We start from the raw sequence: 23,678 nt of genomic DNA, 5'->3' as shown, positions 1-23,678 counted from the left end.
AGGTGGTGGCATCGGGCACCCAGGTCGCCGAGGGCGGACTGCCATATAGGTGCGCCACCGGTGCCGACCTGCAGGGGAGGGCCCGGTGAGCGGCTCGCCCTACTACCAGCCGCGGCCCTACGCCGCGTCCCGCTTCGACTCGACGCCGTCGGGTGAATCGCTTCCGGTGGTGGTCGTCGGGGCGGGCCCGGTCGGCATGGCCGTCGGCCTCGGACTCGCGGCCCACGGCATCGCAGTGACGATCGTCGAGGCCGCGACCTCGGTCTCCGTCGGCTCCCGCGCGATCTGCATCTCGCGGCACAGCCAGGAAATCGCCGACCGCCTCGGTTTCCGGGATGCCCTCGCCCGGCGTGGGTTGGCCTGGGACGGCGGTCGTAGCTTCTTCCGCGACCGCGAGGTGCTCCACTTCCAGATGCCCCACGACGCCCACTCGCTGCGCCCGCCGATGATCAACATCTCGCAATCCGAGATCGAGGAGATGATGGTCGACCGGGTCAGCGCCAACCCGCTCGTCACGCTTCACTGGGGTGCCGAACTCACCGGTGTCGCCGCCGACGACGACGGGGTGACGCTGACAGTCACGACGGTCGACGGCGAGCGAACGCTGCGCGCCGACCGCGTTGTCGCCGCCGACGGTGGCCGATCGAGAACCCGCGAGCTCATGGGGCTGCAGCTGGCAGGCACCGCCTACGAGGGCCGCTACGTCATCGCCGACATTCACTGGAAGTCGGGACTGCCGACCGAGCGGATGGTGTGGTTCGACCCGCCGAGCAATCCCGGCTCGACGGTGATCATGCACCGCCAGCCCGACGACATCTGGCGCATCGACTACCAACTCTCACCAGAGGACGACGTCGCGGCGGAGACCACCGAGGACGCCATCCGGGCCCGTATCGGGAAACATCTCGCCTGGCTGGAGAACCACACGCCCTGGACCCTGGAGTGGCACGGGTTCTACAAGGCGCTGGCGCTCGCGCTGGACGACTTTGTGCATGGACGGGTGATCTTCGCCGGCGATGCCGCCCACCTGGTCCCGATCTTCGGCGTGCGAGGCCTCAATTCGGGGCTCGAGGATGCGGACACCCTCGCGTGGATGCTGGCGGCGGTGGTCTTCGGCACCGCCGGTGACGAGCTGCTCGCGGCGTACGCGGCGGAGCGCCGCGACGCGTGGCAGCAGAACATCGACAGTGCCGGCAAGTCGACACTCATCATGACGCCAGGGACTCCTGGGTTCCGGGCCACGCGTGACGCGCTGCTCCGGCTCGGTGCGGTCAAGCCCGAGTTCAGCCACCTGATCGACCCACGCCAGTCCCGTGCCACGCATGCGCGGCGCTCGCCGCTGACCGTGCGGGCCGCGGTGCCGGGCCTGCAGTGCGGGGATCCGCTGGAGGACCGGCGCATCGTCGTCGACGGCAAGCAGACCAGCCTTCACGGATCGCGCGGGTCGGGCTTCGGCGTGTATGCCGTCGAACCGGTCGACGCCGATGCCGCGGAAATGGTGCGCGCCAACCTCTGGGCAGCTCTGCCCCACGAGGAGGTCACGGTCGTCCCACTCCAACCCGGCGCGGACGGCGGCGCGGCCGAGTCATGGCAGGCGTCGCCCGGTGAGATCGTCGCCGTACGTCCCGACGGGATCGTTTTGGCACGCGGCACGGCTGATGAGCTCGCGGACGTGGCGAACCGGCTCGTCCCGGGCGCCCCCGATGCGGACGCGGCGGACCCCGCCATGCTGACCCCGGAGCAGGCCGACCGAGAGCAGGTCTGGCTCTCGCTCTCGCGGGCCATCGACGACTCCGACGATCCGGAGGGACTGCTCACGCGCCTGGCCCTCGTGCTCGGCGCGGAGGTGGGGGCGGACCGGCTCCTCGAACTGCTGGTCGACATCGGGTGATCCGTGGGCGCCGACGGAGGCGTCTGCTTGGCGCGCATCGCCGACGGCCAGCCCGCGTCCATCTGGGCGCGGGCCGCGACCCTCCTGCGGACAGTACGTCGGGCGCGTGCTGACGCAGCATTGCCCAATCACCGGCATCGGCGACGGCCCGAGGACCGCACCGAGCCAGTGGCCGGCTTGGCGGATCCTCGCGGCCGCTGCCCGCAGGACGTCAGGCGGGGTTGCGCCCGATGAAGAACTCGCGGAACGGCTCCATGCTGGGCTCGAACCCGGCGCTGATCAGCGCTTGGCGGAGCGCCAGCATCTGGCGGTCCTGGAGGCGCTGCGTGGGCATCCGCAGCGGGCCGCCGTTGTAGCCCTGCAGCCAGCCCTGGAACTTCCACGCCTGTCGGTTGAGCACCGATCCGCCGTGCAGGCCGGCGAAGAGGGCCGCCTTGGCCTGACGGGCCGGGTGCAGCTTCCAGAAGATTTCCGTGGCGTCGTCGTACTTCCCGTTACGGAGCAGCGCCATGACGCGAGGGATGGTCGGGCCGTAGAACTCGTGGTCGCTCGTGGCGGAGAGCTGGATGGGGATCAGCTGCGCGAGGGGGATGAGGTCGCTCTCGATGGGGACAGAGATGACGACCTCGTCGCCGAAGAGGCGGTGGCATTCGACGGCGCTCTGGATGTTCGGGTAGCCACCCTCGGCCTTGATGACGGCGACGTTGGGGATCTCGTCGATCATCCGGCGGATGAGCCGGGTCGGGATGTCGGAAGGGTGGATGCGCGCACCGAAGTTCCAGATCATCATCGGGAACAGGATCACCGCGAGGTCGGTCGCGTCACAGACCGCCTTGGTGTACTCGAAGACCTCGTCCTCTGTCTCTGGGTAGAAGTTCGGCGGGTACGACAGGAGCACCATGTCAGCCCCCGCCTCCTCGGCGCCCCGAACGGCCTCAAGGTTCTCCTCGAGGTTGCTCCAGCTCGCGTGGTGGCAGATGTAGAAGTCGTCGCCGGCTGCTTCCTTGGCGATGCGGATGAAGTCGACGTACTCCGGAACCGTGATGCTCACCTCCGAGATCGCGAGACTGCCAACAAAGCCGTGCTCCTTGGCGAGGCGGATGTCGTGCCGGATGCCGGCTTCGTTGATGCCCTTGAGGTCGTTCGTGAACGACGGGATCGTGCAGTTGACCGCGCCGACGAGCTTCTCGCGGGCCCATGCACGGGACTCGGCCCGGGTGTAGACGGCCATGGGGGTTCCTTCTCTCTCTGCTAGTGGTGCTCGCGTGGAGCGGGACGGCGCGCCGCTCAGTGGGTGCCCGCGACCTCCCAGGCGAGGTACTTCATCTCGAGGTACTCGTCGACTCCGTAGATGGAGCCCTCGCGGCCGACTCCGGACTGCTTGATGCCGCCGAAGGGCGCGACCTCGTTGGAGATGAGTCCGGTGTTGATGCCGACCATGCCGGTCTCGAGTGCGGCGGCGACGCGCCAAATGCGCTCCGCGTCGCGGCTGAAGAGGTACGCCGCAAGACCGAACTCGGTGTCGTTGGCCATGCGGATGACGTCGGCCTCGTCGGTGAACCGGATCAGCGGGGTGATGGGGCCGAAGGTCTCTTCCCGAGAGACCAGCATGGCCGGCGTGACGCCGGTGAGCACGGTGGGCGGGAAGAAAAGCGAGCCCTGCTGGTCCTGTTCTCCGCCGCACAGGACCTCGGCGCCGTGGGAGACTGCGTGGTGGACGTGCTCGGTGACCTTGGCGACGGCGGCCGCGTCGATCAGCGGGCCCAGCGCGACTCCGTCTGCGAAACCGTCACCGACCCTGAGTTCACCGGCACGCGCTGCAAGCTCCTTTGCGAAGCGGTCGTAGATCCTGGCCTGCACATAGACGCGGTTGGCCCCGATGCAGGACTGGCCGGTGTTGCGGTACTTCGCAGCCAGCACGCCGGCCAGCGCCGTCTCCATGTCCGCGTCGTCGAAGACGATGGCAGGAGCGTTGCCGCCCAGCTCCATCGAGACCTTCTTGATCGTCTCCGCGGTCTGCGACATCAGCACCCGCCCGACCTCGGTCGACCCGGTGAACGTCAGCTTGCGCACCGTCGGGTTGCCCGTCAGCTCGGGACCGATCTTTCGCGCACTACCCATCACGACGCTGAAGACCCCGCCGGGGATCCCGGCCCGCTCACCGAGCTCCGCGAGGGCCAGCGCCGTCAAAGGCGTCTGCTGCGCCGGCTTGACGACCATCGTGCAGCCCACTGCCAGGGCGGGTGCCGCCTTCCGGGTGATCATTGCGGCTGGGAAGTTCCACGGCGTGATCGCCGCGCAGACGCCGATCGGCTCCTTCAGCACGACGATACGGCGCGACGCTTCCGGGGAGTGGAAGACGTCACCACGTACACGCTTGGCCTCCTCCGCGAACCATTCGATGAAGGAGGCTGCATAGGCGACCTCGCCCCGGGCCTCGGAGAGTGGCTTGCCCTCCTCCATCGTGATGATCGTGGCGAGGTCCTCGGCGTTCTCGACAACCAGGTCAAACCAGCGGCGGATGATCAGCGAGCGCTCCTTCGCGGACAGCCCTCGCCAGGCGGGGAGCGCCCTGTCAGCGGCGGCAATGCTCTGCCGGACCTGCTCCCGGCTCAGCGCCGGCAGCTCCGCGATCACCTCACCCGTCGAGGGGTTGGTCACCGAGAAGGTGCCGTCCTCGCCGTCGACGAGCCAGCTGCCGTCGACGTACGCCCCTTTCCGCAGCAGGGTGGGGTCAGCCAGGCGGGCGCTGAAGCCTGTGGTGCTCGTGCTCATCGGCTGGTTCCTCACTTGGTCACGGGGCGGATGTGGATCGGGAGCTGGGCGCCGAGGCCGCGGCGCGCTGCCTGGTCGGCGCACATGGAGGCAACGGCGAGGTCCTGGATGCCGGCCCCGACGGACTTGTAGAGCACGATCTGGTCGCCGCTCTGCCGCCCGGCGTGGCGCTTCGCGACCAGGTCGGCCAGCGACGCCGTCTTGGCGGTGGCGTCGATGCCATCAGCAGCGGCCGCGAGGAGGTCGCCGGTCTCGTGCAGCACCTCGTGGAACACGTCCGCGATGATCACATCCGCGCGCGCAATGGTGGCGGTGTCGACTTCACGCTGCTCAGGAACAGTGGAGCCGATGGAGACCACCGTCATGCCGGGCTCGAGCCAGTCGCCGAGCAGCGTCGGGGTCTCGTCGTAGGACCGCGCCGCGCAGATCACGACGTCGGAGCCCGCGACAGCATCCACGGCCGACTCCGCCGGCGTGATGGCAGCTCCGAGGTCCGCGAGTTCAGAGGCGAACCGGGCCCGGCTCTGCGGACGTGGCGAGAACACCCGGACCGCCTCGAGCTTCCGGACGGCCGCCAGCGCGCGGACATGCTTCTGGGCCTCGAAGCCGGACCCGATCACGGCGGCGGTGACGGCGCCGGCACGCGCCAGGAGATCGATCGCCAGCGCTGACGTCGCGGCGGTGCGGTAGCCGGTGATGGAGTTACCGTCCATGAGGGCGACGAGTTCGGCGGTGTCCTGGTCGAAGAGCGAGATCAGGTAGGACACCTGTCGCTTCGACCACGCTCCGGCGATGGTCTTGGCGCCCATCGGGCTGCCGTCAGCCGGGATGCCGCTCAGGGTCCGGAACCAGTTGATCCCACCGTGGGCGACCGCGCGGTTCGGATAGCGCCCGGGGTCGTCCACGCCGGCGTACGCCGACCGCAGTGCCTCGATCGCGCGCCCCCAGTCGAACACCTGCTGGACGTCGTCGTCGCTCAGTACGAGAGTCACCCGCTCACTTCCTCATTCGGTGCGATACGTATCGTATGATAATCCTAGACATTGGATATTGTCTTCACAAGCGGTTGCCGCGGAGCTTTGAAACAGGGGCGCATGATCACCACCAGAGTGGCCGACCGGGTCTTCGACGAGCTGCGCCGACGGATCGTTGTCGGCGAGCTGGCGCCGGGTGACCGGATCGACCCCACCGAGCTCGCCGACTCGCTCGGCGTGAGCCGGACGCCGGTGCGGGAGGCACTCCTCAAGCTCGACGCCGAAGGGCTGGTGGAGCGTCAGCCCTACCGGGGCGTGGTGGCCAGCGGCATCGACCACGCCGCCGCCGAGGACATCACCGCGATGCGCATCCAGCTCGAGGTGCTGGCAGTCCGCGCCGCCGTGCCTCGACTGCAGGCCACTGACTTGGAGCAGCTCCGCAGGGCGCACGCCAGCTTTCAGGCCGCGGTCCAGGGCCAGGACGCTGATCGCTCCTTCGGGGACCTCAATCGTGAGTTCCACCTGACGCTCTACCGCCTGGCGGGTTCGGAGAGGCTCGTGCGGCTCATCCGTGACCTCTCCGTGCAGGCCGAGCGGATCCGAGCCCACTTCAACGTCAGGGGCGGCCCGGCCGTCCAGGAGCACGAGGCCATCCTCCACGCCTGCGAGGCCGGTGACGTCGAGGCAGCGGCCAGGGCGACCCAGCGCCACATCCTCGCCGTGCTCTTCCGTGTGATGCGCGCCGGGTATGTCGTTCCGGAGGAGTCGGCTCTCGACGTCGCACTGCGATCGAGCGGCGTCGACGTCAGTGTCCTCGACCGATCACCAGGTGACCAGTAGCGAGGTGAGACCGCGGAAGATCCACTCGTGCCACTCCACGTGGCGGCGATCGTCGATCCGCAGGGCGTGCTCGCCTACGCCTCGAACGAGAACCAGCGGGGCCGCCCGAAGGTTTTGCAACACTTCGGACGACCCGGCCCGCGTGTGGCTTCAGCCCACCGGATGCCCTAAACGGGCGGCGGGACAAACAGACCCTTGTCCGGGTCGTTGAACATCTTCTGCGTGATGAAGTCATCCATAGGGTTGGCGGTGCCCCACACGTCCGACGTCTCGGGCTCGTAGACGTCGTAGACATGCGGATGCCACCTGTCCTCGTCGACCGTCTCGAGCTCGGTCGTGTACTCCATCGTGTTGCCGTTGGGGTCGATGAAGTAGCTGAAGGCGTTCTCGCCCGCGCGGTGGCGTCCGGGACCCCAGATCTTCTCCCAGCCGGCGCGCATGAGTCTCCCGCTACCCCGCATGTACTCGTCGATGCCGCGGAGCTCGAAGGACACATGCTGCAGGGAGGGGTGTGGACCCCGAGCGATGGCCATGCTGTGGTGCTGCGGGCTGCAGCGAAGGAAGTAGAAGATGTCGCCGACTCGGGGGTGGTTGAGCGTGTCGCTCAGCCGGAACCCGAGGTGCTTCTCGTACCAAGCCAGCATCTTTTCCGGCTCCGGCGAATTGAGCACGACGTGGGACAGGCGGACCGGAATGTCCTCCTTCTCCTCGATCCTGCGGTGCACGCGCGCCTCGACGTCAGCTGATACCTCGACCGTCCGTCCCTCGAGATCGAAGAAGCGGAAGCCGTAGCCGCTGCCCGGCGTCTGCAGGTCGTCCGGTTCCGTGATCAGCGAGACGCCCGCCTGACCGAGCTGCTCGGCCAGGGCGTCGACGGCTGCGGGGTCCTTGGCTCCGAACGACACGAGGTCGATGCGCTTGTCGGACGAGCCGCGGACACGGATGACATATTGCTCGGGCGAGCCCGCTGCGGCGAAGTAGCTGACGCCAGAGTCGGTCGCGACCTCGGTGAGACCCCAGTGGTCTCGGTAGAAGGTGACTTGCTGCTTGTAGTCCGCCACCGCGAGGTCGACGTGGCGCAGGTGAGTGATGTGGCTGAAGCTCATGGTGGTTCTCTCCGTTCGCTAGACGGACGCGGCCGTGGGGGCGAGTGTGGGCACCTTGTTCAAGAGCGCCTCGAGGGCGGCAGCGTCGTCGGCGGCGCCGAGGACGTAGCGGTCGGGGCGCACGCAGACCGCACCTGCCCCCGACGAGGCGAGGAGCGGGCCCACGATGGCGGGATCGGAAATCACCACGACCTCGGGGCTGGCGGCGATCCTGGCTGTCAGGTCCCGCGTGAGTCCTGCGAGGAGATCAGGCGCGGTCGCGACGAGGAAGCGGTGCCCGACGAGGTCGTCGAGGCGTCGGCCGTCGTCGAGGGTCGGCTGCTCTGAGAGCACACCGGCGCGCTTGTCGTGACCACCGTCGTGGAGGCCGGGCCCGAGCGGTGGGCGTGGCGGGAGCGACTCGGTGGGGTTTGCCCTGATGTGGTCGTCGCGCCCCTTCGCGACCTCCGGGTCGGTGGTCTGCAACAGGCGTGCCATGTTGGCTGCCTGGCTGACCCAGTACCGGGCGTGCTCCTTCCGCTCGGACTCATAGGTGTCGAGGAGACTGTTGTCGGCGAGGCCTCGCGCGACGAGCCGAAGCTTCCAGACCAGGTTGACGATGTCGCGCATGCCGGCGCACAGTCCCTGGCCGAACAGTGGCGGTGCGAGGTGGGCGGCGTCTCCGGCGAGGAAGATATTGCCGATCCGCCACTGCTCTGCGAGCCGCGCCCGGAAGGTATAGATCGCGACCCGGTCCGGAACGAACTTGTCGACGTTCAGGATGCCGCTGCTCAAGCGGGCGATGCCTTCAGGGGTGACGATCTCCTCCGGGTCGTCGCCCGGCATCACCTTGAACTCCATCCGAACGCGCTCCCCGGGGAGGCGGACCCACAGGGCCGGCCTGGTGTAGTGGCCGATGAAGACCATGTCCCCGGGGATGCCCGCACTGTCGTGCAGGATGCCGTCCACGATCAGCCACGGGTCGTCGGAGCCAAGCTTCTCGGTCTGGACGCCGAGCTGGCGTCGGATCGAGGACGTGGCGCCGTCGCACGCGAGCAACCAGCGACCGGTGATGACCTCGGTCGCCCCGTCAGGGGTCTCGATGACGCAGTTCACGCCGTCGGAGTCCTGTGAGAACTCCAGCATCTGGGTGCCAATGCGGAGCTCGACCGAGGGGAGCCGCTCGATCTCGGCCCGCAGAACCGGCTCGATGTTCGGTTGGTGGAACAGGACCTGGTCGGGCCAGGCCTGCGCGCCCAGTTGGCCCGTGACGTGCGCGATCAGGGTCTCGTCAGCCTGGTCGACCATCCGGAAGTCGCACATTGGCCGGCAATGCGCGAAGACCTTGTCAGCGAGGCCGATCGACTGCAGCAGCCGAAGGATCTCGCCGTCGAAGTGGACCGCCCGCGCGAACGGCCACGGTTCGGTCTCCCGCTCGATTCCGATTGCCGAGATACCGGCGTGGCCGAGCATTGCCAGAGCAGTTGCCCCGACCGGGCCCGCACCAATGACGACCACCTCGTACTTGCGAGCCACTTCAAACTCTCCTTGCACCCCTGTCTGACCAGCGTCAGATACTGGACGTCTCGTATCGCGTGGTGGCAGCATAAGCCCCTGGGACGTACGTCACAAGCCCTCCGGGCGGCTCAGACTACTCATCAGGCAGAGGGGGTGGGTGAAGCTTCCGGAGTGACGCTCTTCGTTGGCTGCGCGGCGCCGTCTTGCGGACGGCCTTCGTCGTCGCCGGCTCTTCGCTCTGCGCCGCCCCAGCGCCACCGTTTCTTGTGCTGTCGCTTGGGGGCGGCCGGGTCGCGCCTCGCGCAGCCATCGGCGGGAGCAGGGAAGGTCCGCTCCGCAGAGAAGAGAAAATCTTCGTCACGGTACTAGACGTCCCGTATCGGTTGTGCTTGTCTTAGCCCCCTGTGATCGCCTTCACTGCGATGCGCGAGTTCTGACGAGAGTCCGGGAGAACCCCAATGTCGAAACCTTCAACGCTGGCCCGGAGCTGGCGCGGACGGGTGCAGCTGACGGCGGCGTGTGCAGGTGTCGCCGTGCTTGCTCTCGGGATGTCTGCTTGTGGAACTGACACCACGGCAACTGGCGCGGGGTCCGCACGAACCCGCTCAGCCGGTGCATGCGGATCGGTGCCACAGATCGCCCCCAAGGACCCCCGGAACGTTCTGGCGAGTCTTCCACCGGAGGTTGCTGCCGCATACAACGGTTACCCGACCGAGCTGCAGCCGAGCGCTTGGGCGAACTGGAAGCCGAGTCACGACGGGCCCTACAAGGTGGGCATCCTGTGGCAGCCGGTAGTCAACTCGTTCGTTACCCACACGCTCGATGCGTTGACCAAGGAACTCGAGGCCTCCGGGCAGGTCGAGATCACCGCCTCTTTGGCACCGCAGAACCCCACGGACATCCCGGGCAGCCTGCAGTTGTTCAACCAGCTCGTAGCAAAGAAGCCCGACATCATCATCCTGATGCCGTTGGCGTCCGAGCCCTTCGTGGAAGCGGTCGATGCGGCCGGCAAGGCCGGCATCCCGGTCGTGACCCCCTGGCTTCCTGTGCCGTCGAAGTACGCAATCGGTGTCAGCCTCAACGCGTTCTTGCAGGCGGCCGAGGTCTCGTCGCGGGTCGTCGCCGAGATGGGCGGCAAGGGAACCGTGCTTCAGGTTCACGGCATTCCGGGCATTCAGTCGGACAACGAAGCCTTTGCGGGCTTCAAGGCGGTGCTCGATCAGTGCCCCAACGTCAAGATCGCCGGTGAGGTCACGGGCAACTTCAACGCCGCGGCCGCCAAGGGCGCGATCCTGCAGTTCCTGTCCACCCACCCCGCGAAGATCGACGGCGTCTTCCAGGCCGGCGTGATGACGCCGGGCGTCATCCAGGCATTCGAACAGCTCGGCCGTCCGCTTCCCGTCATCGCCGACGTGGGTTCGACGCAGGGCAGCATCGCCTACGCCCACAAGCACGCTGACTCGTACAAGCAGGTCGGCAGCTCGGTCCCGGATGGGGCCATCGGGAAGACGGTGGCGACGGTCGTGCTCCGCATGCTCGCCGGTGACGGGCCCGTGATCAACATGATGGTGACGGAGCCGAAACTCATCGGGCGCGACGACGTCGACGCGGTCTACCAGGACGGTTGGACGGTCTCCGGCGCTGACGACGCCTGGCTCCCCGACGACAAGTTGATGACGACCGAACAGCTCGACGCGTTCTTCGGTACCGCCAAGTGAGCCTGCAGGTTCAAGGTGCCGGGGGCGGTCTGACCGCCGACGTGGGCTCGCGCATCGACGTTCGTGGCGTGACAAAGTCGTTCGGCGCCACGCGCGCGCTCTCCGGCGTGGACCTTGAGGTCCGCGCCGGAGAGGTGCACACCGTGATGGGTGAGAACGGCTGTGGCAAGAGCACCCTCGTGAAGATCTTATCGGCTGTCCACCGGCCCGACACTGGGACGATCAGCGTGGACGGTCGTACGGTCCAGCAGATGCGATCGCCATCGCACGCTCGGCGGATCGGGATCGCGACCGTCTTTCAGGAGGTCCTGACCGTTCCTGGACGGACGATCTTCGAGAACATCTGGATCGGCGCGCGGACGACGCACCTGGACAAGGCGGAGCGTCGGCAGCGAACAACAAATATCCTCACCCGCCTTCTCGGCGAGCCGGTGGATGTCGACGCGCCCATCGAGAGCCTGCCACTGTCCGGGCGCCAGGCGTGCTGCGTCGCGCGCTCCCTCGTGGCGGACCCTGCGGTGCTGATCCTCGATGAATCGACATCCGCCCTGGATGTGGCGACCCGCGACCGGTTGTTCGAGATCGTCCATGAGATGACGGGGAATGGTGCCAGCGTCCTGTTCATCTCCCATCGCATGGACGAGGTCTTCGAAATCAGTGATGTCCTGACCGTTCTTCGAGCGGGACGGACCGTGGCGTCGAGGCTTCCTGCGTCGAGTACCTCGCCGGACGAGCTCGTTCGGCACATGTCAGGTGTTGAGGCGAACGCCGAACGCCGTTCCTCGCGGCCCGCCGGCGAGGTTGTGCTGCGCGCCAGCGCCTTGCGCCTCCTCCCAGACGGAGCCCCCATCGACTTCGAGCTCAGAGCCGGCGAGCTCGTCGGACTTGCCGGCCTGGAAGGACAGGGCCAGGACGCATTCCTCAAGGCGCTCCGTGGTGCGCCTGCACTTGGTGGCGGAAGGGTACGTAGGACGGGCGAGTGTGACGGCGTGGTCCTGGACAAGCCGTCGGTCGCTCGACGCCACGGGGTGGCCTATGTGCCGCGCGAGCGCCGTCATGAGGGAATGTTCGAGCAGCTTGCGATCGGTGAGAACTTCGGGCTTCCCCGACTCGCGCAAGACACCGTCGGCGGACTGATCCAGCAGCGCCGGACTTTCCGGCGCCTACGGCGGCAGTCCGAGCCGCTGCGCTTGAAGATGGGCGATCCGCGCGATCTCATCACCACCCTGTCGGGCGGCAATCAGCAGAAGGTGATCCTGGCGCGTGCGCTCGCCGACGTGCCCAAGGTGCTCCTCCTCAACGATCCCACCCGGGGCATCGATCAGAACGCCAAGAACGACCTGTATGCGGTCTTCGACGATCTGAGCGTGCAGGGCGTTGCCGTGGTGATGCTGTCGAGCGACGTCAACGAGATCGTGCAACTCGTTGACCGCGTCCTCGTGTTCCGGGACCAGTCGGTCAGTGCCGAGCTGACCGGGGACGAAGTCACCCGGTCGAACATCGTTGCGGCCTACTTCGGCTCCGTGTCTGACGGAGCCCGTGACACGTTGGAAGGAACCGGGGATGCAGAGCAGAACCTTGCTTCTGGCGCCTGACGCGTCGAGGCTAAAGCGAGTTCAGGCGTCGCTCGTCGGGCGGCGACCCTGGGTCTTCGCGGGCGTACTGGTGATTGCACTCCTGCTCGCGAATGCGGCGCTCCAGGGGTCGTTCCTGGACCCGGGCTACTGGCCGGGCACGCTCGGGACGCTAGCGCCGTTTGTGCTTGTTGCCTTTGCTTCGACGGTCCCGGTGCTGGGCGGTGGCATCGACATCTCCGTCGGCCCCCTGGCCACGCTGGTCAACTGTCTACTGGTCGCGACGCTCCTTCCGCACGGCCTCGGCTCGCCCCTCGTGGCGATCCCGATTCTCCTGGCAGTCGGCGCGGCCGCGGGTTGCATCAACGGCCTGCTGATTGTCGTAGGGCGCCTACAACCTGTGATCGCCACGCTGGCGATGTTCTTCGTGCTGAGCGGGCTCGCGCTCCACATCTCACCTGCACCCGTACCGGCAGGAGATAACTGGACGAGAGACCTCGCTGGTACGGCCGGCCCCCTCCCGGGCGGCCTCCTCACGATTGGAGCAGCCGTCTTGATCTGGGTCTTGCTTGGTAGGACCCAGTTCCTCCGCAACCTGTACGCAGTCGGCGGAGACGATGTCGCCACCTTCTCCGCCGGCGTCAACGTGGCTGCGGTCCGCATCGGTGCCTACGTGTTGTCCGGTGTCTTCGCCACCATCGCAGGTGTCGCCCTGACGGCCGTCATCCAGACATCGCAAGCGTCCCTGGCCGCGTCGTACTCCTTGATCGCACTCGCCGCGGTCTCCCTTGGTGGGACGTCACTGGCCGGCGGCAGAGGTGGGCTCATCGGCTCTCTCCTTGGCGCTGCCGCGATCTTCCTGCTGCAGGAACTCCTCGCTGCGACGGGGGTTCCCACGAGCTACGTACAGCTTGTGTACGGACTGCTGCTGATTGCCGGCGTCGTGCTGTCCGGCATCACCTCGAAGGGTCGATAGAACGTGGTGACGAACGATGTTGTGACGTCGGCGGCAGGGAACATGCAGCCGGGGATGCCCGCGGAGACACATGGCCGGCGCTGGCCAATGCGAAGCAGACCGGCAGCCCGGCGCTTTCCTGTTGCGCAACTCGCCGTGGTGCTCGGCGTCTTCGTGTGGGGCTCTGTACAGATCGACGGCTTTTCCTCCGGCCCCTCGGTGCGTGCCATGCTCGTCATCGCCTCCTTGCTTGCGCTGGCCTCGCTGGGGCAGACCCTCGTCATCCTGGTCGGTGGCCTCGACTTGGCGGTACCCGGCTACATCACGGTCGGTGCCGTTGCGACCGCCGAACTTGCTGGCACCAAGGGATGGCCGCTGTGGGCGGTCGCCGTCAGCGTCGTCGGTGTCTGCGCCTTCGCAGGCGGGGTCTGCGGTGCCATCTGCCACTACCTCCGGGTTCAGTCCCTCGTCGTCACGCTCGGCATGTCCTCGGTGCTCATCGGAGGGGTCATTGTGGCGACAAAGGCCAGCAACCTCGGCGTGCCGCCACAGGACATTTCGAAGTGGACATTCGTCATGGGGGAGACGTTGGATGTGCCCGTACCCCCTGTCGTGTGCCTGGCGGTGGGGGTCGTCGTCGGCAGTTGGCTCTTCCTCGCGCATACGCCAGCGGGCCGGCGTCTCTACGCGACGGGCGCGAACCCACGAGCGGCCGAGGGAATCCTCATTCGGACAGGGAGGGTGTGGATCACGACCTTCGCATTCGGAGCCGCTGCCACCGGGCTCGCCGGCATGCTCATCGCCAGCTACTCGAGCGGCGCCTCCGTGACTATCGGCGACCCGTACTTCTACTCCGGGCTCGCCGCGGTCCTGGTCGGCGGAACAGCGCTTGGTAGCGCACGCGGTGACTTCCTCCGCACGGTCCTGGGGGCGCTCATTCTGACGGCGCTGACCACGATTCTCAGCGGTATGGGGCTCGGAGAGGGCGACAGCCGGATACTCTTCGGGCTCGCCATCATCGTGGTCGTGCTGGCGTATGGACGTGACCGCCGGCTGCGCGATCGGATTTGACGACGAGCAACGCCACCGGGTCGTCTGTTTCCCCTCAGCTTGCGGTTCGGGAACGGGCGCACCCTACGAGCCCTGCCGGGCGATACCCCTCAGCACCGCCTCGACGTGCGTCAACGTGCTGTCGACATCGAGCTCGCCGGTCTGGAGCAGAAGGCGAAAGTAGATGGGGGCGTAGAGTAGGTCGGCGATCGTATTGCTAGGCACGTCCTCGCGCAGGTCGCCCTCAGCCTTGGCGCGCTCAATTAACTCGGCCACTGCCTCTTGCCGGCCGCGCCAGAAGTGCTCCTTGAAGGCGTCAAGGGTTGCCGGTTCGAACTGACACTCGCCGAGGAGTTGGGCGACAAGGCGGCCCTCTGGACCTGCGTACACCTTCGTCAGGGAGACAAGGTGCGCCCGAAGCGCATCGACGGCTCGTCCTTCCTTGGACAGAGGGGTCTGTGCGATGTGGTTCTCGATGAACGAGTCGATCACCAGTGCGGCCTTGTTGGGCCACCATCGGTAGATCGTCATCTTGCTGACGCCTGCTTGCCGGGCGATGCGCTCGATGGAGAGCTTCTGCAGCGACACGGGGCCGGGAGGTGTCTCTCCCAGCAGGTCGATCGTTGCCTGCAGGACGGATTTGCGGCTGCTCTCGCTTCGAAGGGCCATGGCGCCACCCTAGCGGATAGTGGCCGTACCGTATCGGATCCATCTCGCGGCCGGACAGGCGTGACGTGAGCTACATCCGCCCGGCGCGGGACCTCGACCTGGCACTGGGGCAGGGGTCACCCGAGAGTCCCATGGCCAGTTTTGGCAGACCGGCCGGGGGAAGAAGCTCGCCCAAGGTGTCCCGGGACGCGCGGCGTTGCCGCCGTCGGATTTTTCGCACTCATTTCCCGCTGGGGGTGACTGGCATCTCCTTCCCATGTACTGTACGGGACGTATCGCATCGGATGGAGGGGAACAATGAAGTTCGGACGCATCAAGGTCGCCGCCCCAGACGGTGACCAGCCGCGCATCGTGGCGGTGCTCGAGGAGGAGGGCCGCGTCGTCGACCTCGCCCGCGCCTACGCGGCCGTCCTGCGGGGTCGTGGCGCCAGCGCGGACGCTGCGACCCGGATCGGGCGGACGATCTTCCCGTCGAGCATGTCCCAGGCGATTGCCGCGGGTGAACTTTTCAGGGAGACCGCGCAGCTGGCCCTTGCCGGCGCTGACGACGCGAGCCTCGACATCGAGAGCGTCTCGTGGACCGTCGCGGTCGACTGCCCGGTGATCCGGGACAGCCTCACCTACCCCATCCACATGCAGCACTTCTCCGAGAAGGTGGGTGGCAGTCTGCCCGCCCCGCAGATCTTCAAGACCCCGCCCTACTTCAAGGGCTCGCCGAGCATGAGCTACGGCCACGGGGAGGTCGTGCCCTACCCGTCGTACACCAGCTTCATGGACTGGGAGCTGGAGATCGGCATCATCGTGGGCAGCCCCGGCCACAACCTGACGCCGAAGGAGGCCGAGAGCCGGATCTTCGGCTACACGATCTTCAACGACTTCTCGGCCCGCGACGTGCAGCCCAACGAGATGGTGATGGGCATGGGGCCGCAGAAGTCGAAGGACTTCGCGTTCGGCATCGGCCCCTGGATCGTCACGGCCGACGAGATCCCGTCGCTGGCGGACCTCAACGGTTCGGTGCGCCTCAACGGCGAGCTCATCTCCAACTGCACTGCCGAAGGTGGGATCTTCCCGCCGGCCGAGCTGGTTGCCTGGGTCTCGGTTTCCGACAACGTCCAGCCGGGCGACCTGATCGCGACCGGCACGCTCGGCAACGGCTCCGGTCTGGAGATTGACCGCAAGCTCCAGCCCGGCGACGTGCTCGAGCTGCAGCTGGACAAGATCGGCGTGCTCAAGACAATCATCGGCGAGCCCGAAGTCGCTCCGTGGTGGCCGCAGGAGAAGCCGTACCCCTGGAAGACCAACGACGGCAAGGAGCCGGTGGCGTGAGCAACGTGAACGGAAACTCGCTGAACGGGCACGGATCGGACCGGACGGGTGTCGTGCGCCGCGTGGTGACGGGCACCGACGAGCACGGCCGCTCGTACATCGTCAGTGACGGTGTCTCGCCGAACCGGCACAGCTCGCCCAGCGTGGCTGGATTCGGCGCCGCTCAAATCTGGTACACCGAGCCTGGCCCGATCTCCAACGCGGGTGAGCAGGACAACGGCTCCGCCGACACGGTGATCCCGATGCATCCCGACGTCCGGGCCACCATCTTCCGCATCGCGGACTTCCCGCCGGACTCGGCCTACACCGACGCCGGCAAGTCTGCTCTTTTCGCGGAGATCGGTGGTAACGCCGCGCGTGCCGGTGCTTCCCACAGCGAGGACAAGCATTTCTGGTTTCACAAGACCGACTCCATCGACTACGGGATCGTCCTCGAGGGCGAGATCTGGCTGATGCTCGACGACGACGAGTGCCTGCTGACGGCGGGCGACGTGGTAGTCCAGCGCGGCACGTCGCACGCCTGGGCCAACCGCTCGGACAAGCCGTGCCGGATGGCGTTCGTGTTGATCGGCGCGCCGCCGGTTCCGGTAACGTCAGCGGATCTGGCGGGTCAGGCGTCGTGACGCTTCAGGTGGGCGACGTCCTCTGGGCCCCCGACGACGCACGCGTGCGCTCGTTGGAGTTCGCCCGGTTCTGCAGTTGGCTGCAGGACGCCGGCTACACCGGGCCGGACGACGTCGCTAGCTATCGGGACCTGTGGAAGTGGTCGGTCGACGATGTCGAGCGGTTCTGGCGCGCGTTCGCCGAGTACGCCGGCATCGACCTCGGGTCCCTGACCGGCGGTGCCGGCGCACCCGACTCGATGCCCGGTGCACAGTGGTTTCCCGCTGCATCGGTCAACTACGCTGACATCGCGCTGGGGCCTGATCGCGACGGCGACGCCATCGTTGCGATCGCCGAGAACGGCGCTAGGACCGTGCTCAGCTGGGCCGAGCTCCGGCAGCAGGTCGGCGTCCTGGCCGCGTTCCTGCGTCGGCACGGGATCACGAAGGGCGACCGTGTCGCCGCTGTCCTTCCCAACCGCGCCGAGGCGGTCGTCGGCCTCCTGGCCGCCGCATCGCTGGGGGCGATCTGGTCGGTCGTCGCGCCGGAGTTCGGCGTTGAGGCGATCGTCGCCCGACTGCGCCAGCTCGAGCCGAAGGTGCTCCTTGCCACCGCCGCCTACGACTACAACGGCCGCGTGGTGGACCGCAGCGGCGTCCTCGCCGACGTGGTCGCGGATCTGCCGTCGGTGAAGCGAGTGGTTTGGGTCGGCAGCACGGCGGCCCTTCCCGGCTCATCCGTCCAGACCCACTCGTGGGCCGATGTCATGGCGGACGAGGCCGCCTGGGTCACCGACCGCGTGTTGTTCAGCGACCCCCTGTGGGTGCTGTTCTCCTCGGGGACCACCGGTGTGCCGAAGGGCATCGTGCACGGGCACGGCGGCGTCGTGCTCGAGCACCTCAAGACGCTGACCCTCCACGCTGACCTCCAGCCTGGGCAGAAGCTTCTCATCGTGGGGAGCACCAGCTGGGTGGTCTGGAACATGTTGGTGTCCGGCCTGTTGCGGGGCGCGACCATCGTGCTGCTCGACGGCAACCCTGCGTTTCCGGACCTCGACCGCGTCTGGCAGGTCTCGGCCGACGAGGCCGTCTGCACGCTCGGCCTGGGAGCGGCATACGTGCACGCGTGCCTGCGGGCGGAACTCGCGCCGGGCAAGTCCCACGACCTGTCGAACCTCCGCATGGTCCAGGTGACCGGTTCGCCGCTCAGCCCAGAGGGCTACCAATGGGTGTACGACTCGGTCGGTGAGGTCTGGTTGGCCTCGACGAGCGGCGGCACGGACGTGGCCGGCATCTTCCTCGGCGGTGCGCCGGGCGAGCCGGTCCGCGCCGGCCGGCTCCAGCTGCCGGCGCTCGCCGTGTCCGCGGAGGCGTGGAACGAAGCCGGTGAGCCTGTCGTCGGCGCCGCGGGCGAGCTGGTGGTCACCAAGCCGATGCCCTCGATGCCGCTCTACTTTTGGAACGACCCCGACGGCTCGCGTTACCGGGAGAGCTACTTCTCCACCTATCCCGGTGTGTGGCGCCACGGCGACCTCGTCGAGTTCGACCACGACGGCAGCTCGGTCATCCTTGGCCGCTCCGACTCGACGCTCAACCGCAACGGTGTCCGGTTGGGGCCGGCCGACCTCTACCGGGTCGTGGAAGCGCTCGACGAGGTGCGCGAAGCACTCGTCGTGGGCGTCGAGCAGGGCGAGGGCTACTTCATGCCGCTCTTCGTCCAGCTCGCCGACGGGGTCACCGCCGAGGCGGCGACCAACACCGTGCGCAACGCCATCCGCGCTGCGTTGTCGCCCCGGTACGTTCCGGACACGATCATCCCGGTCTCCGCTATTCCCCACACCCGGACTGGGAAGAAGCTCGAGGTCCCGGTCAAGCGCCTCTTCCAGGGCGCTGCTCTGGAAGAGGTCGTCGATCCGGGGGTCGTCGACAACTTCGGGGCGCTCCAGGAGATCTCTGACCTTGTTGCTCCGCCTGTAAGGGTGTGACGGTCCATGATGCTGGTGATCGACGAGTTCGTCCGCGACATGGTGAGCGATGACCAGAGTGTCGAAGCGTTGGGGGTCGAGATCGTGTCAGCAACGAACGGCGCGGCCGTAGCCAGGATGACGGTCGCGCCGACCGCCGCCAACGGCCACGGGATCTGCCACGGGGGCATCGTGTACTTCCTGGCGGACACAGCATTCGCCCTTGCCGCCAACAGTCTGATGCCCGGGACGGCGACGGCGGACGCCTCGATCGTCTATTTCTCGCCCGCCCGGGTCGGCGAGGTGCTCATCGCCGAAGCGCAGGTCCGACACACAACGCGCCGGCAGTCGCTGGTGGACGTGAGCGTTCGCTCTGGCGAACGACTGGTGGCCGAGTACCGGGGCAAGGGTGCGCTGCTTCCGAAGCCGCCGGGCTGATGCGCCGGCTCCGGAATGCCGTGAGAAAGGACGTAAAGATGACTCGGCCATGGTTCGCGCTCGGCACCTTCGATGCCGGCTCCGGCAACTTCCCAGGCCAGGTGGTTGGGGACGTGGTGTACGACGTACGCGACTATCTGCCCTACGCCTCCGTCCTCGAGATGCTGGCCGACTGGGAGACGGCCTTCCCGGCGCTGGCCGCTGCGGCGGAGCATCCGCCGACCCGGGGCACGATTGGCGAGTCGCTCGTCGTACGGCCGCCCATCCAGCCGCCCGGTCAGCTGTTCGCCGCGGGAGCGAACTACCGCCAGCACATCATCCAGATGGCCATCGCCCATGGGCTCGGGTTCTCAGGCGCGACGCCTGAGGAGCGAGCGGCGCAGGCGGCCGCGGACATCGACGACCGCCGCGCAAACGGCGAGCCCTACATCTGGACCGGTGCCTCGTCCGCCATCAGCGGCGCGTTCGACGACGTCGTTCTCCCTTCCGGCTGGGATGACCATGACTGGGAGCTGGAGCTGGGAGTTGTGATCGGCAAGAGGGCCCGACACATCCCGGTTGAGCAGGCGATGGAGCACGTCGCCGGCTACACCATCTGCAACGACCTGACCACGCGGAGCCTCGTCCCGCGGACCGACATGCCGATGATGGGCACCGACTGGCTGCGTGCGAAGAACTTCCCGACGTTCTTCCCCACTGGGCCGTGGCTCGTCCCAGCGGCGTTCGTGCCTGACCCGTTGGACCTGGGCATCCGGCTCCGTCTCAACGGCGAGACCATGCAGGAGAGCAACACCGGGGACATGGTCTTCGGCCCGGCCGAGCTGATCGCGTACCTCTCTCGGTTCGTCGAACTGCAGCCCGGCGACATGATCATCACCGGCTCCCCGCCGGGCAACGGCTCCCACTTCGGCCGCTACCTCCGACCGGGCGATGTGATGGAGTGCGAGATCGACGGGCTGGGGTCGCAACGGACGAGGTGCGTCGCAGAGGGCAGCCTGGCATGACAGCGACGGTGCGGCAGTCGGTATTCGTCGTACCCGCCCTCTGCACGGTCGCCTGGAGCTTGGGCTACTACGAGGCCGAAGGCGTCGAGGTCATCGACGTCCTCACGACGTCGTCGAAGGCCCAACGGGCCGACCTCGATCAGGGCCGGGTCGACGTCGCCATCACCAGCACGGACAACCTGCTCGCCTGGAACGCGACGGGATCGGCCATCGTCCAGATTGCCCAGCTGGAGACCACCACGGATCTCGCCCTGGTGCTGCGCCCGGGGTTGGCTGCGCTCAGCGACACCAGCCGCCCACGCCTGGCCGTGGATGCAGCGACGAATGGCTTCGCGATCGTCGCCTACGCGATGATGGAGCGACTTGGCTGGCCGAGGGGCGGTTACGAGGCGCTCGAGATCGGTGGCGTGCGGGAACGGTACGACGCGCTGCTCGCCGGGCAAGCCGACCTCACTCTTGTCGCACCCCCACTCGATGAAGCGGGTGTCCAGAGGGGCATGAGGGAACTCATGCGCACAACCGGCCTTGAGCCGGACTACCCCGGGCTCGGCCTCGTCGCCCGCCGGGACCACGTGGACGAGCACTCTGAAGCGATCCGTTGTTATCTGGTGGCGCTTGAGCGGGCACGCCATTGGATCAGTGACACGCCGCACGATGCGGTCGCAGCACGGCTCACCGCTGCCGGCCACGGCCCGAGCGCCATTGAGTCCGCAAAGCGCACCAACCCGCCGACTCTGCGGGCCACGGTCCGCGGCCTCGCTGTGCTGACCGATCTTCGCTACAGGATGTCGATGAGGATCGCGGGGGCCCCGGCCCCGGCTGACCTGGTCCTCGCCGGCCACCCCGTCCTGACGGCTCTCGCGGAGTGCGCCTGACGGCGGCAGTCCACCTAAGTCGTTCACCCCACCAACCAAGGAGTCCCCATGCCTGAGGCCGTGATCGTCGCGACCGCACGTTCGCCCATCGGACGCGCGTTTAAGGGAGCACTGAAGGGCCTCCGCCCCGACGACCTCACCGCCCAGATGGTCGCGGCCGCCCTAGCGAAGGTGCCGGCGCTCAACCCGAGCGACATAGAGGACCTCATCCTGGGCTGCGGACAGCCGGCCGGCGAGTCGGGCAACAACCTGGCGAGGGTCGTCGCGGTCCTGAGCGACATGGACTATCTGCCCGGCACGACCGTCAATCGGTTCTGTGCCTCCAGCCTGCAGGCGCTTCGGATGGCCTTCCACGCAATCAAGTCGGGGGAGGGCGACGCCCTCCTGGTTGCAGGCGTCGAGACCGCCAGCCGCTTCTCGCGGGGCAGCGCGGACTGGGACGGCGGGAACGAGAACCCGCTCTTCGACGACGCCCGGGTTCGGACCGCGCAGCTGGCCAGCGGATCCGCGCAGTGGTCGGACCCGCGCCAGCACGGGTCGCTTCCCGATATCTACGCCGTCATGGGGCAGACGGCGGAGAACGTGGCACAGCTCGAGGGCGTTACCCGCGAGGAGCAGGATGCCTACGCGCTCCTCAGCCAGAACCGGGCCGAGAAGGCGATCGCCGAGGGTTTCTGGGAACGCGACATCACGCCGGTCCGACTGCCTGACGGCACCCTGGTCGCTGCCGACGACTGCCCGCGGCCGGGAACCACTGCCGATGCACTCGCGAGCCTCAAGCCGGCGTTCCGGCCGGACGGCACAGTGACCGCGGGCAACGCGTGCCCGCTGAACGACGGCGCTGCCGCCGTCGTCGTGATGTCCGACGTCAAGGCGTCCGCCCTGGGCATCACGCCGCTCGCGCGGATCGTGAGCACCGGCGTCTCCGCGCTCTCTCCCGAGATCATGGGCCTAGGCCCCGTCGAGGCGTCCCAGCGGGCGCTCACCCGCGCCGGTCTGACGGTCGATGACATCGACCTGGTCGAGGTTAACGAAGCATTCGCCGCCCAGGTGATTCCGTCTGCCCGCAGGCTCGGCATCGACGAGGACAAGCTGAACGTCAACGGCGGCGCAATAGCGATCGGGCATCCGTTCGGCATGACAGGGGCACGGATCGCGACCACCCTGATCCACTCCCTCCAGGAGCGCGACCTCCGGTTCGGGCTAGAGACGATGTGCGTAGGCGGTGGCCAGGGCATGGCCATGGTGTTCGAGCGGCTGTCCTGACGAAAGCAATGCAGGCGCCGAGCGCGGGGCCACGACGCGGCGGACCGAGGCCCAGAGAACGGTGAGCTTCCCCCTTCGGGCCGGATACCCTGATCCCTGGCAGGAGAGCCAGGAGGAAGGATGTCCTGGTGGCACGTCCCTCGCAGTACACCGAGCAGTTCCGTAAGGACGCGGTGGCGTTGGTCCGTTCGTCGGACTCGCCGTTGCGGCAGATTGCCCGTGATCTGGGCGTCAACCATGAAACGCTGCGTGGCTGGGTCCGCGCCGAGGAGCGTAGGGAGGCTGGCGGCCGGTCCGCGGAGCCGGAGCTGACCTCATCTGAGCGGGACGAGCTGCGCAAACTTCGCGCGCGGGTGCGGGAACTGGAGCTGGAGAAGGACATTCTCCGCAAGGCCGCCCAATATTTTGCGAAGGAGATGGGGCATTGACCAGCCGCTACCGTTTCATCTCCGCCGAGCGCGCCACCTACGGCGTCACGCGGCTGTGCCGAGTCCTGCGGGTGCGCCGCCAGGGCTTCTACGAGTGGCTGGACGCCGCCCAGGCCCGCGAGCAGCGTGAACAGGCCGAGGACGCGCTCGCTGCGGAGATCACCGCGATCCACGCGGCGCACAAGCAGGCCTATGGGTCCCCGCGCGTGACGGTCGAGCTGCGCCGGCGCGGCCGGCGGGTCAACCGCAAGAAGGTCGAGCGGATCATGCGCCAGCGCGGGATCGTGAGCTTCACCCGCCGGCGACGCCGGTCGCTGACCCGCCAGGATGTGATCGCGCCACCGGCGCCGGATCTACTCGGCCGGGACTTCACCGCCGCCGCGCCCGGCGAGAAGCTGGTCGGTGACATCACCTACCTGCCCACCGAGGAGGGCTGGCTGTATCTGGCCACCGTCATCGACCTGCACACCCGCGAGGTCGTCGGGCACGCGATGGCCGAGCACACGCGCGCTGAGCTGGCCTGCGACGCGATCGCCCTGGCCGCCGGCCGGGGCCTGACCGGCAAGGGCGCGATCTTCCATTCGGACCGCGGATCGCAAGGCGGATTCAACCGGTCGTCGCAACACGAGGTTGTTGGAGCGATCGTAGGTGTTCGTCGAGGGCTTCGGCTGGTGTCTTCCAGCCGAGAGTTCTCCGCGGTCGGCGGTTGAGCGCATGGGCGACGGC

At 67.7% G+C, this 23,678-nt stretch carries 20 protein-coding genes and 1 pseudogene; 15 read left to right on the top strand and 6 right to left on the bottom strand.

Annotated elements, in window-relative coordinates:
• Nucleotides 1-85: 85 nt before the first annotated feature.
• Nucleotides 86-1,891: an FAD-dependent monooxygenase gene (locus DKL51_RS11145; protein ID WP_109966309.1), complete on the top strand. Its 1,806-nt coding sequence runs from the start codon at nt 86-88 to the stop codon at nt 1,889-1,891.
• A 211-nt stretch (nt 1,892-2,102) separates the two neighbouring features.
• On the opposite strand, the gene DKL51_RS11140 is transcribed toward DKL51_RS11145, so the two are convergent.
• Genes DKL51_RS11140 through DKL51_RS11130 form a run of 3 tightly spaced genes read right to left on the bottom strand, consistent with a single transcriptional unit; the run spans nt 2,103 to nt 5,571 of the window.
• Nucleotides 2,103-3,122: a dihydrodipicolinate synthase family protein gene (locus DKL51_RS11140; RefSeq protein ID WP_109966308.1), complete on the bottom strand. Its 1,020-nt coding sequence runs from the start codon at nt 3,120-3,122 to the stop codon at nt 2,103-2,105.
• Nucleotides 3,123-3,178: 56 nt separating this feature from the next.
• The gene (locus tag DKL51_RS11135; protein WP_109966307.1) at nt 3,179-4,666 is read right to left on the bottom strand and encodes an NAD-dependent succinate-semialdehyde dehydrogenase; all 1,488 of its coding nucleotides are present in this window, start codon (nt 4,664-4,666) and stop codon (nt 3,179-3,181) included.
• Nucleotides 4,667-4,677: 11 nt separating this feature from the next.
• Nucleotides 4,678-5,571 (bottom strand): ornithine cyclodeaminase family protein, encoded by an 894-nt coding sequence (locus DKL51_RS11130; RefSeq protein WP_221623158.1) that lies wholly within the window; start codon nt 5,569-5,571, stop codon nt 4,678-4,680.
• Nucleotides 5,572-5,760: 189 nt separating this feature from the next.
• Here DKL51_RS11130 and DKL51_RS11125 point away from each other — a divergent pair, with 189 nt between their 5' ends.
• A complete protein-coding gene (locus DKL51_RS11125; protein ID WP_109966305.1) occupies nt 5,761-6,480 on the top strand; it encodes a GntR family transcriptional regulator in 720 nt (239 codons plus the stop codon).
• Between the two features lie 167 nt (nt 6,481-6,647).
• Here DKL51_RS11125 and DKL51_RS11120 read toward each other — a convergent pair whose 3' ends face one another.
• The gene (locus DKL51_RS11120) at nt 6,648-7,586 is read right to left on the bottom strand and encodes a VOC family protein (protein WP_109966304.1); all 939 of its coding nucleotides are present in this window, start codon (nt 7,584-7,586) and stop codon (nt 6,648-6,650) included.
• Between the two features lie 18 nt (nt 7,587-7,604).
• Nucleotides 7,605-9,101 carry a bifunctional 3-(3-hydroxy-phenyl)propionate/3-hydroxycinnamic acid hydroxylase gene (locus DKL51_RS11115; protein WP_165824593.1) on the bottom strand — a complete coding sequence of 499 codons (1,497 nt, stop codon included), beginning with the start codon at nt 9,099-9,101 and terminating at the stop codon, nt 7,605-7,607.
• A 608-nt stretch (nt 9,102-9,709) separates the two neighbouring features.
• Between DKL51_RS11115 and DKL51_RS11110 the strand changes: the two genes are divergently transcribed.
• Genes DKL51_RS11110 through DKL51_RS11095 form a run of 4 tightly spaced genes read left to right on the top strand, consistent with a single transcriptional unit; the run spans nt 9,710 to nt 14,401 of the window.
• Complete coding sequence (locus tag DKL51_RS11110) at nt 9,710-10,801, top strand: substrate-binding domain-containing protein (protein WP_165824591.1); 1,092 nt, start codon at nt 9,710-9,712, stop codon at nt 10,799-10,801.
• Entirely contained in the window at nt 10,798-12,396 is a 1,599-nt protein-coding gene (locus tag DKL51_RS11105) for a sugar ABC transporter ATP-binding protein (RefSeq protein WP_109966301.1), read from the top strand. The genes DKL51_RS11110 and DKL51_RS11105 overlap by 4 nt, the downstream gene beginning before the upstream one ends.
• Nucleotides 12,365-13,351 carry an ABC transporter permease gene (locus DKL51_RS11100; RefSeq protein WP_109966300.1) on the top strand — a complete coding sequence of 329 codons (987 nt, stop codon included), beginning with the start codon at nt 12,365-12,367 and terminating at the stop codon, nt 13,349-13,351. Before DKL51_RS11105 ends, DKL51_RS11100 begins: the two co-directional genes overlap by 32 nt.
• A gap of 3 nt (nt 13,352-13,354) precedes the next feature.
• On the top strand, nt 13,355-14,401 hold the full coding sequence (locus DKL51_RS11095) for an ABC transporter permease (protein WP_123809796.1): 1,047 nt from the start codon (nt 13,355-13,357) through the stop codon (nt 14,399-14,401).
• 63 nt (nt 14,402-14,464) lie between these two features.
• On the opposite strand, the gene DKL51_RS11090 is transcribed toward DKL51_RS11095, so the two are convergent.
• Entirely contained in the window at nt 14,465-15,049 is a 585-nt protein-coding gene (locus tag DKL51_RS11090) for a TetR/AcrR family transcriptional regulator (RefSeq protein WP_109966298.1), read from the bottom strand.
• A gap of 297 nt (nt 15,050-15,346) precedes the next feature.
• Between DKL51_RS11090 and DKL51_RS11085 the strand changes: the two genes are divergently transcribed.
• The 9 genes and pseudogenes from DKL51_RS11085 to DKL51_RS11045 all read left to right on the top strand — a co-directional run.
• Nucleotides 15,347-16,375: a fumarylacetoacetate hydrolase family protein gene (locus DKL51_RS11085; protein WP_124812021.1), complete on the top strand. Its 1,029-nt coding sequence runs from the start codon at nt 15,347-15,349 to the stop codon at nt 16,373-16,375.
• A complete protein-coding gene (locus DKL51_RS11080; protein WP_109966296.1) occupies nt 16,372-16,998 on the top strand; it encodes a cupin domain-containing protein in 627 nt (208 codons plus the stop codon). The genes DKL51_RS11085 and DKL51_RS11080 overlap by 4 nt, the downstream gene beginning before the upstream one ends.
• Nucleotides 16,995-18,962, top strand: coding sequence for an acetoacetate--CoA ligase (locus DKL51_RS11075; RefSeq protein ID WP_165824589.1), 1,968 nt, complete (start codon nt 16,995-16,997; stop codon nt 18,960-18,962). The genes DKL51_RS11080 and DKL51_RS11075 overlap by 4 nt, the downstream gene beginning before the upstream one ends.
• A gap of 6 nt (nt 18,963-18,968) precedes the next feature.
• Complete coding sequence (locus DKL51_RS11070) at nt 18,969-19,379, top strand: hotdog fold thioesterase (RefSeq protein ID WP_109966294.1); 411 nt, start codon at nt 18,969-18,971, stop codon at nt 19,377-19,379.
• Between the two features lie 38 nt (nt 19,380-19,417).
• On the top strand, nt 19,418-20,383 hold the full coding sequence (locus DKL51_RS11065) for a fumarylacetoacetate hydrolase family protein (RefSeq protein WP_109966293.1): 966 nt from the start codon (nt 19,418-19,420) through the stop codon (nt 20,381-20,383).
• Complete coding sequence (locus tag DKL51_RS11060; protein ID WP_109966292.1) at nt 20,380-21,258, top strand: ABC transporter substrate-binding protein; 879 nt, start codon at nt 20,380-20,382, stop codon at nt 21,256-21,258. Before DKL51_RS11065 ends, DKL51_RS11060 begins: the two co-directional genes overlap by 4 nt.
• Before the next feature lie 48 nt (nt 21,259-21,306).
• Nucleotides 21,307-22,524 (top strand): acetyl-CoA C-acetyltransferase, encoded by a 1,218-nt coding sequence (locus DKL51_RS11055; protein ID WP_109966291.1) that lies wholly within the window; start codon nt 21,307-21,309, stop codon nt 22,522-22,524.
• A 128-nt stretch (nt 22,525-22,652) separates the two neighbouring features.
• Nucleotides 22,653-22,952 (top strand): transposase, encoded by a 300-nt coding sequence (locus tag DKL51_RS11050; RefSeq protein ID WP_185734774.1) that lies wholly within the window; start codon nt 22,653-22,655, stop codon nt 22,950-22,952.
• Nucleotides 22,949-23,539, top strand: a pseudogene (locus DKL51_RS11045) (IS3 family transposase); the annotation flags it as partial. The gene DKL51_RS11050 and the pseudogene DKL51_RS11045, both read left to right, overlap by 4 nt.
• Nucleotides 23,540-23,678: the final 139 nt, after the last annotated feature.

This window comes from Micromonospora globispora, from assembly GCF_003857015.1.
In the GTDB taxonomy this organism is placed as follows: domain Bacteria; phylum Actinomycetota; class Actinomycetes; order Mycobacteriales; family Micromonosporaceae; genus Micromonospora; species Micromonospora globispora.
This window is presented reverse-complemented; position numbering and strand designations above follow the sequence as displayed.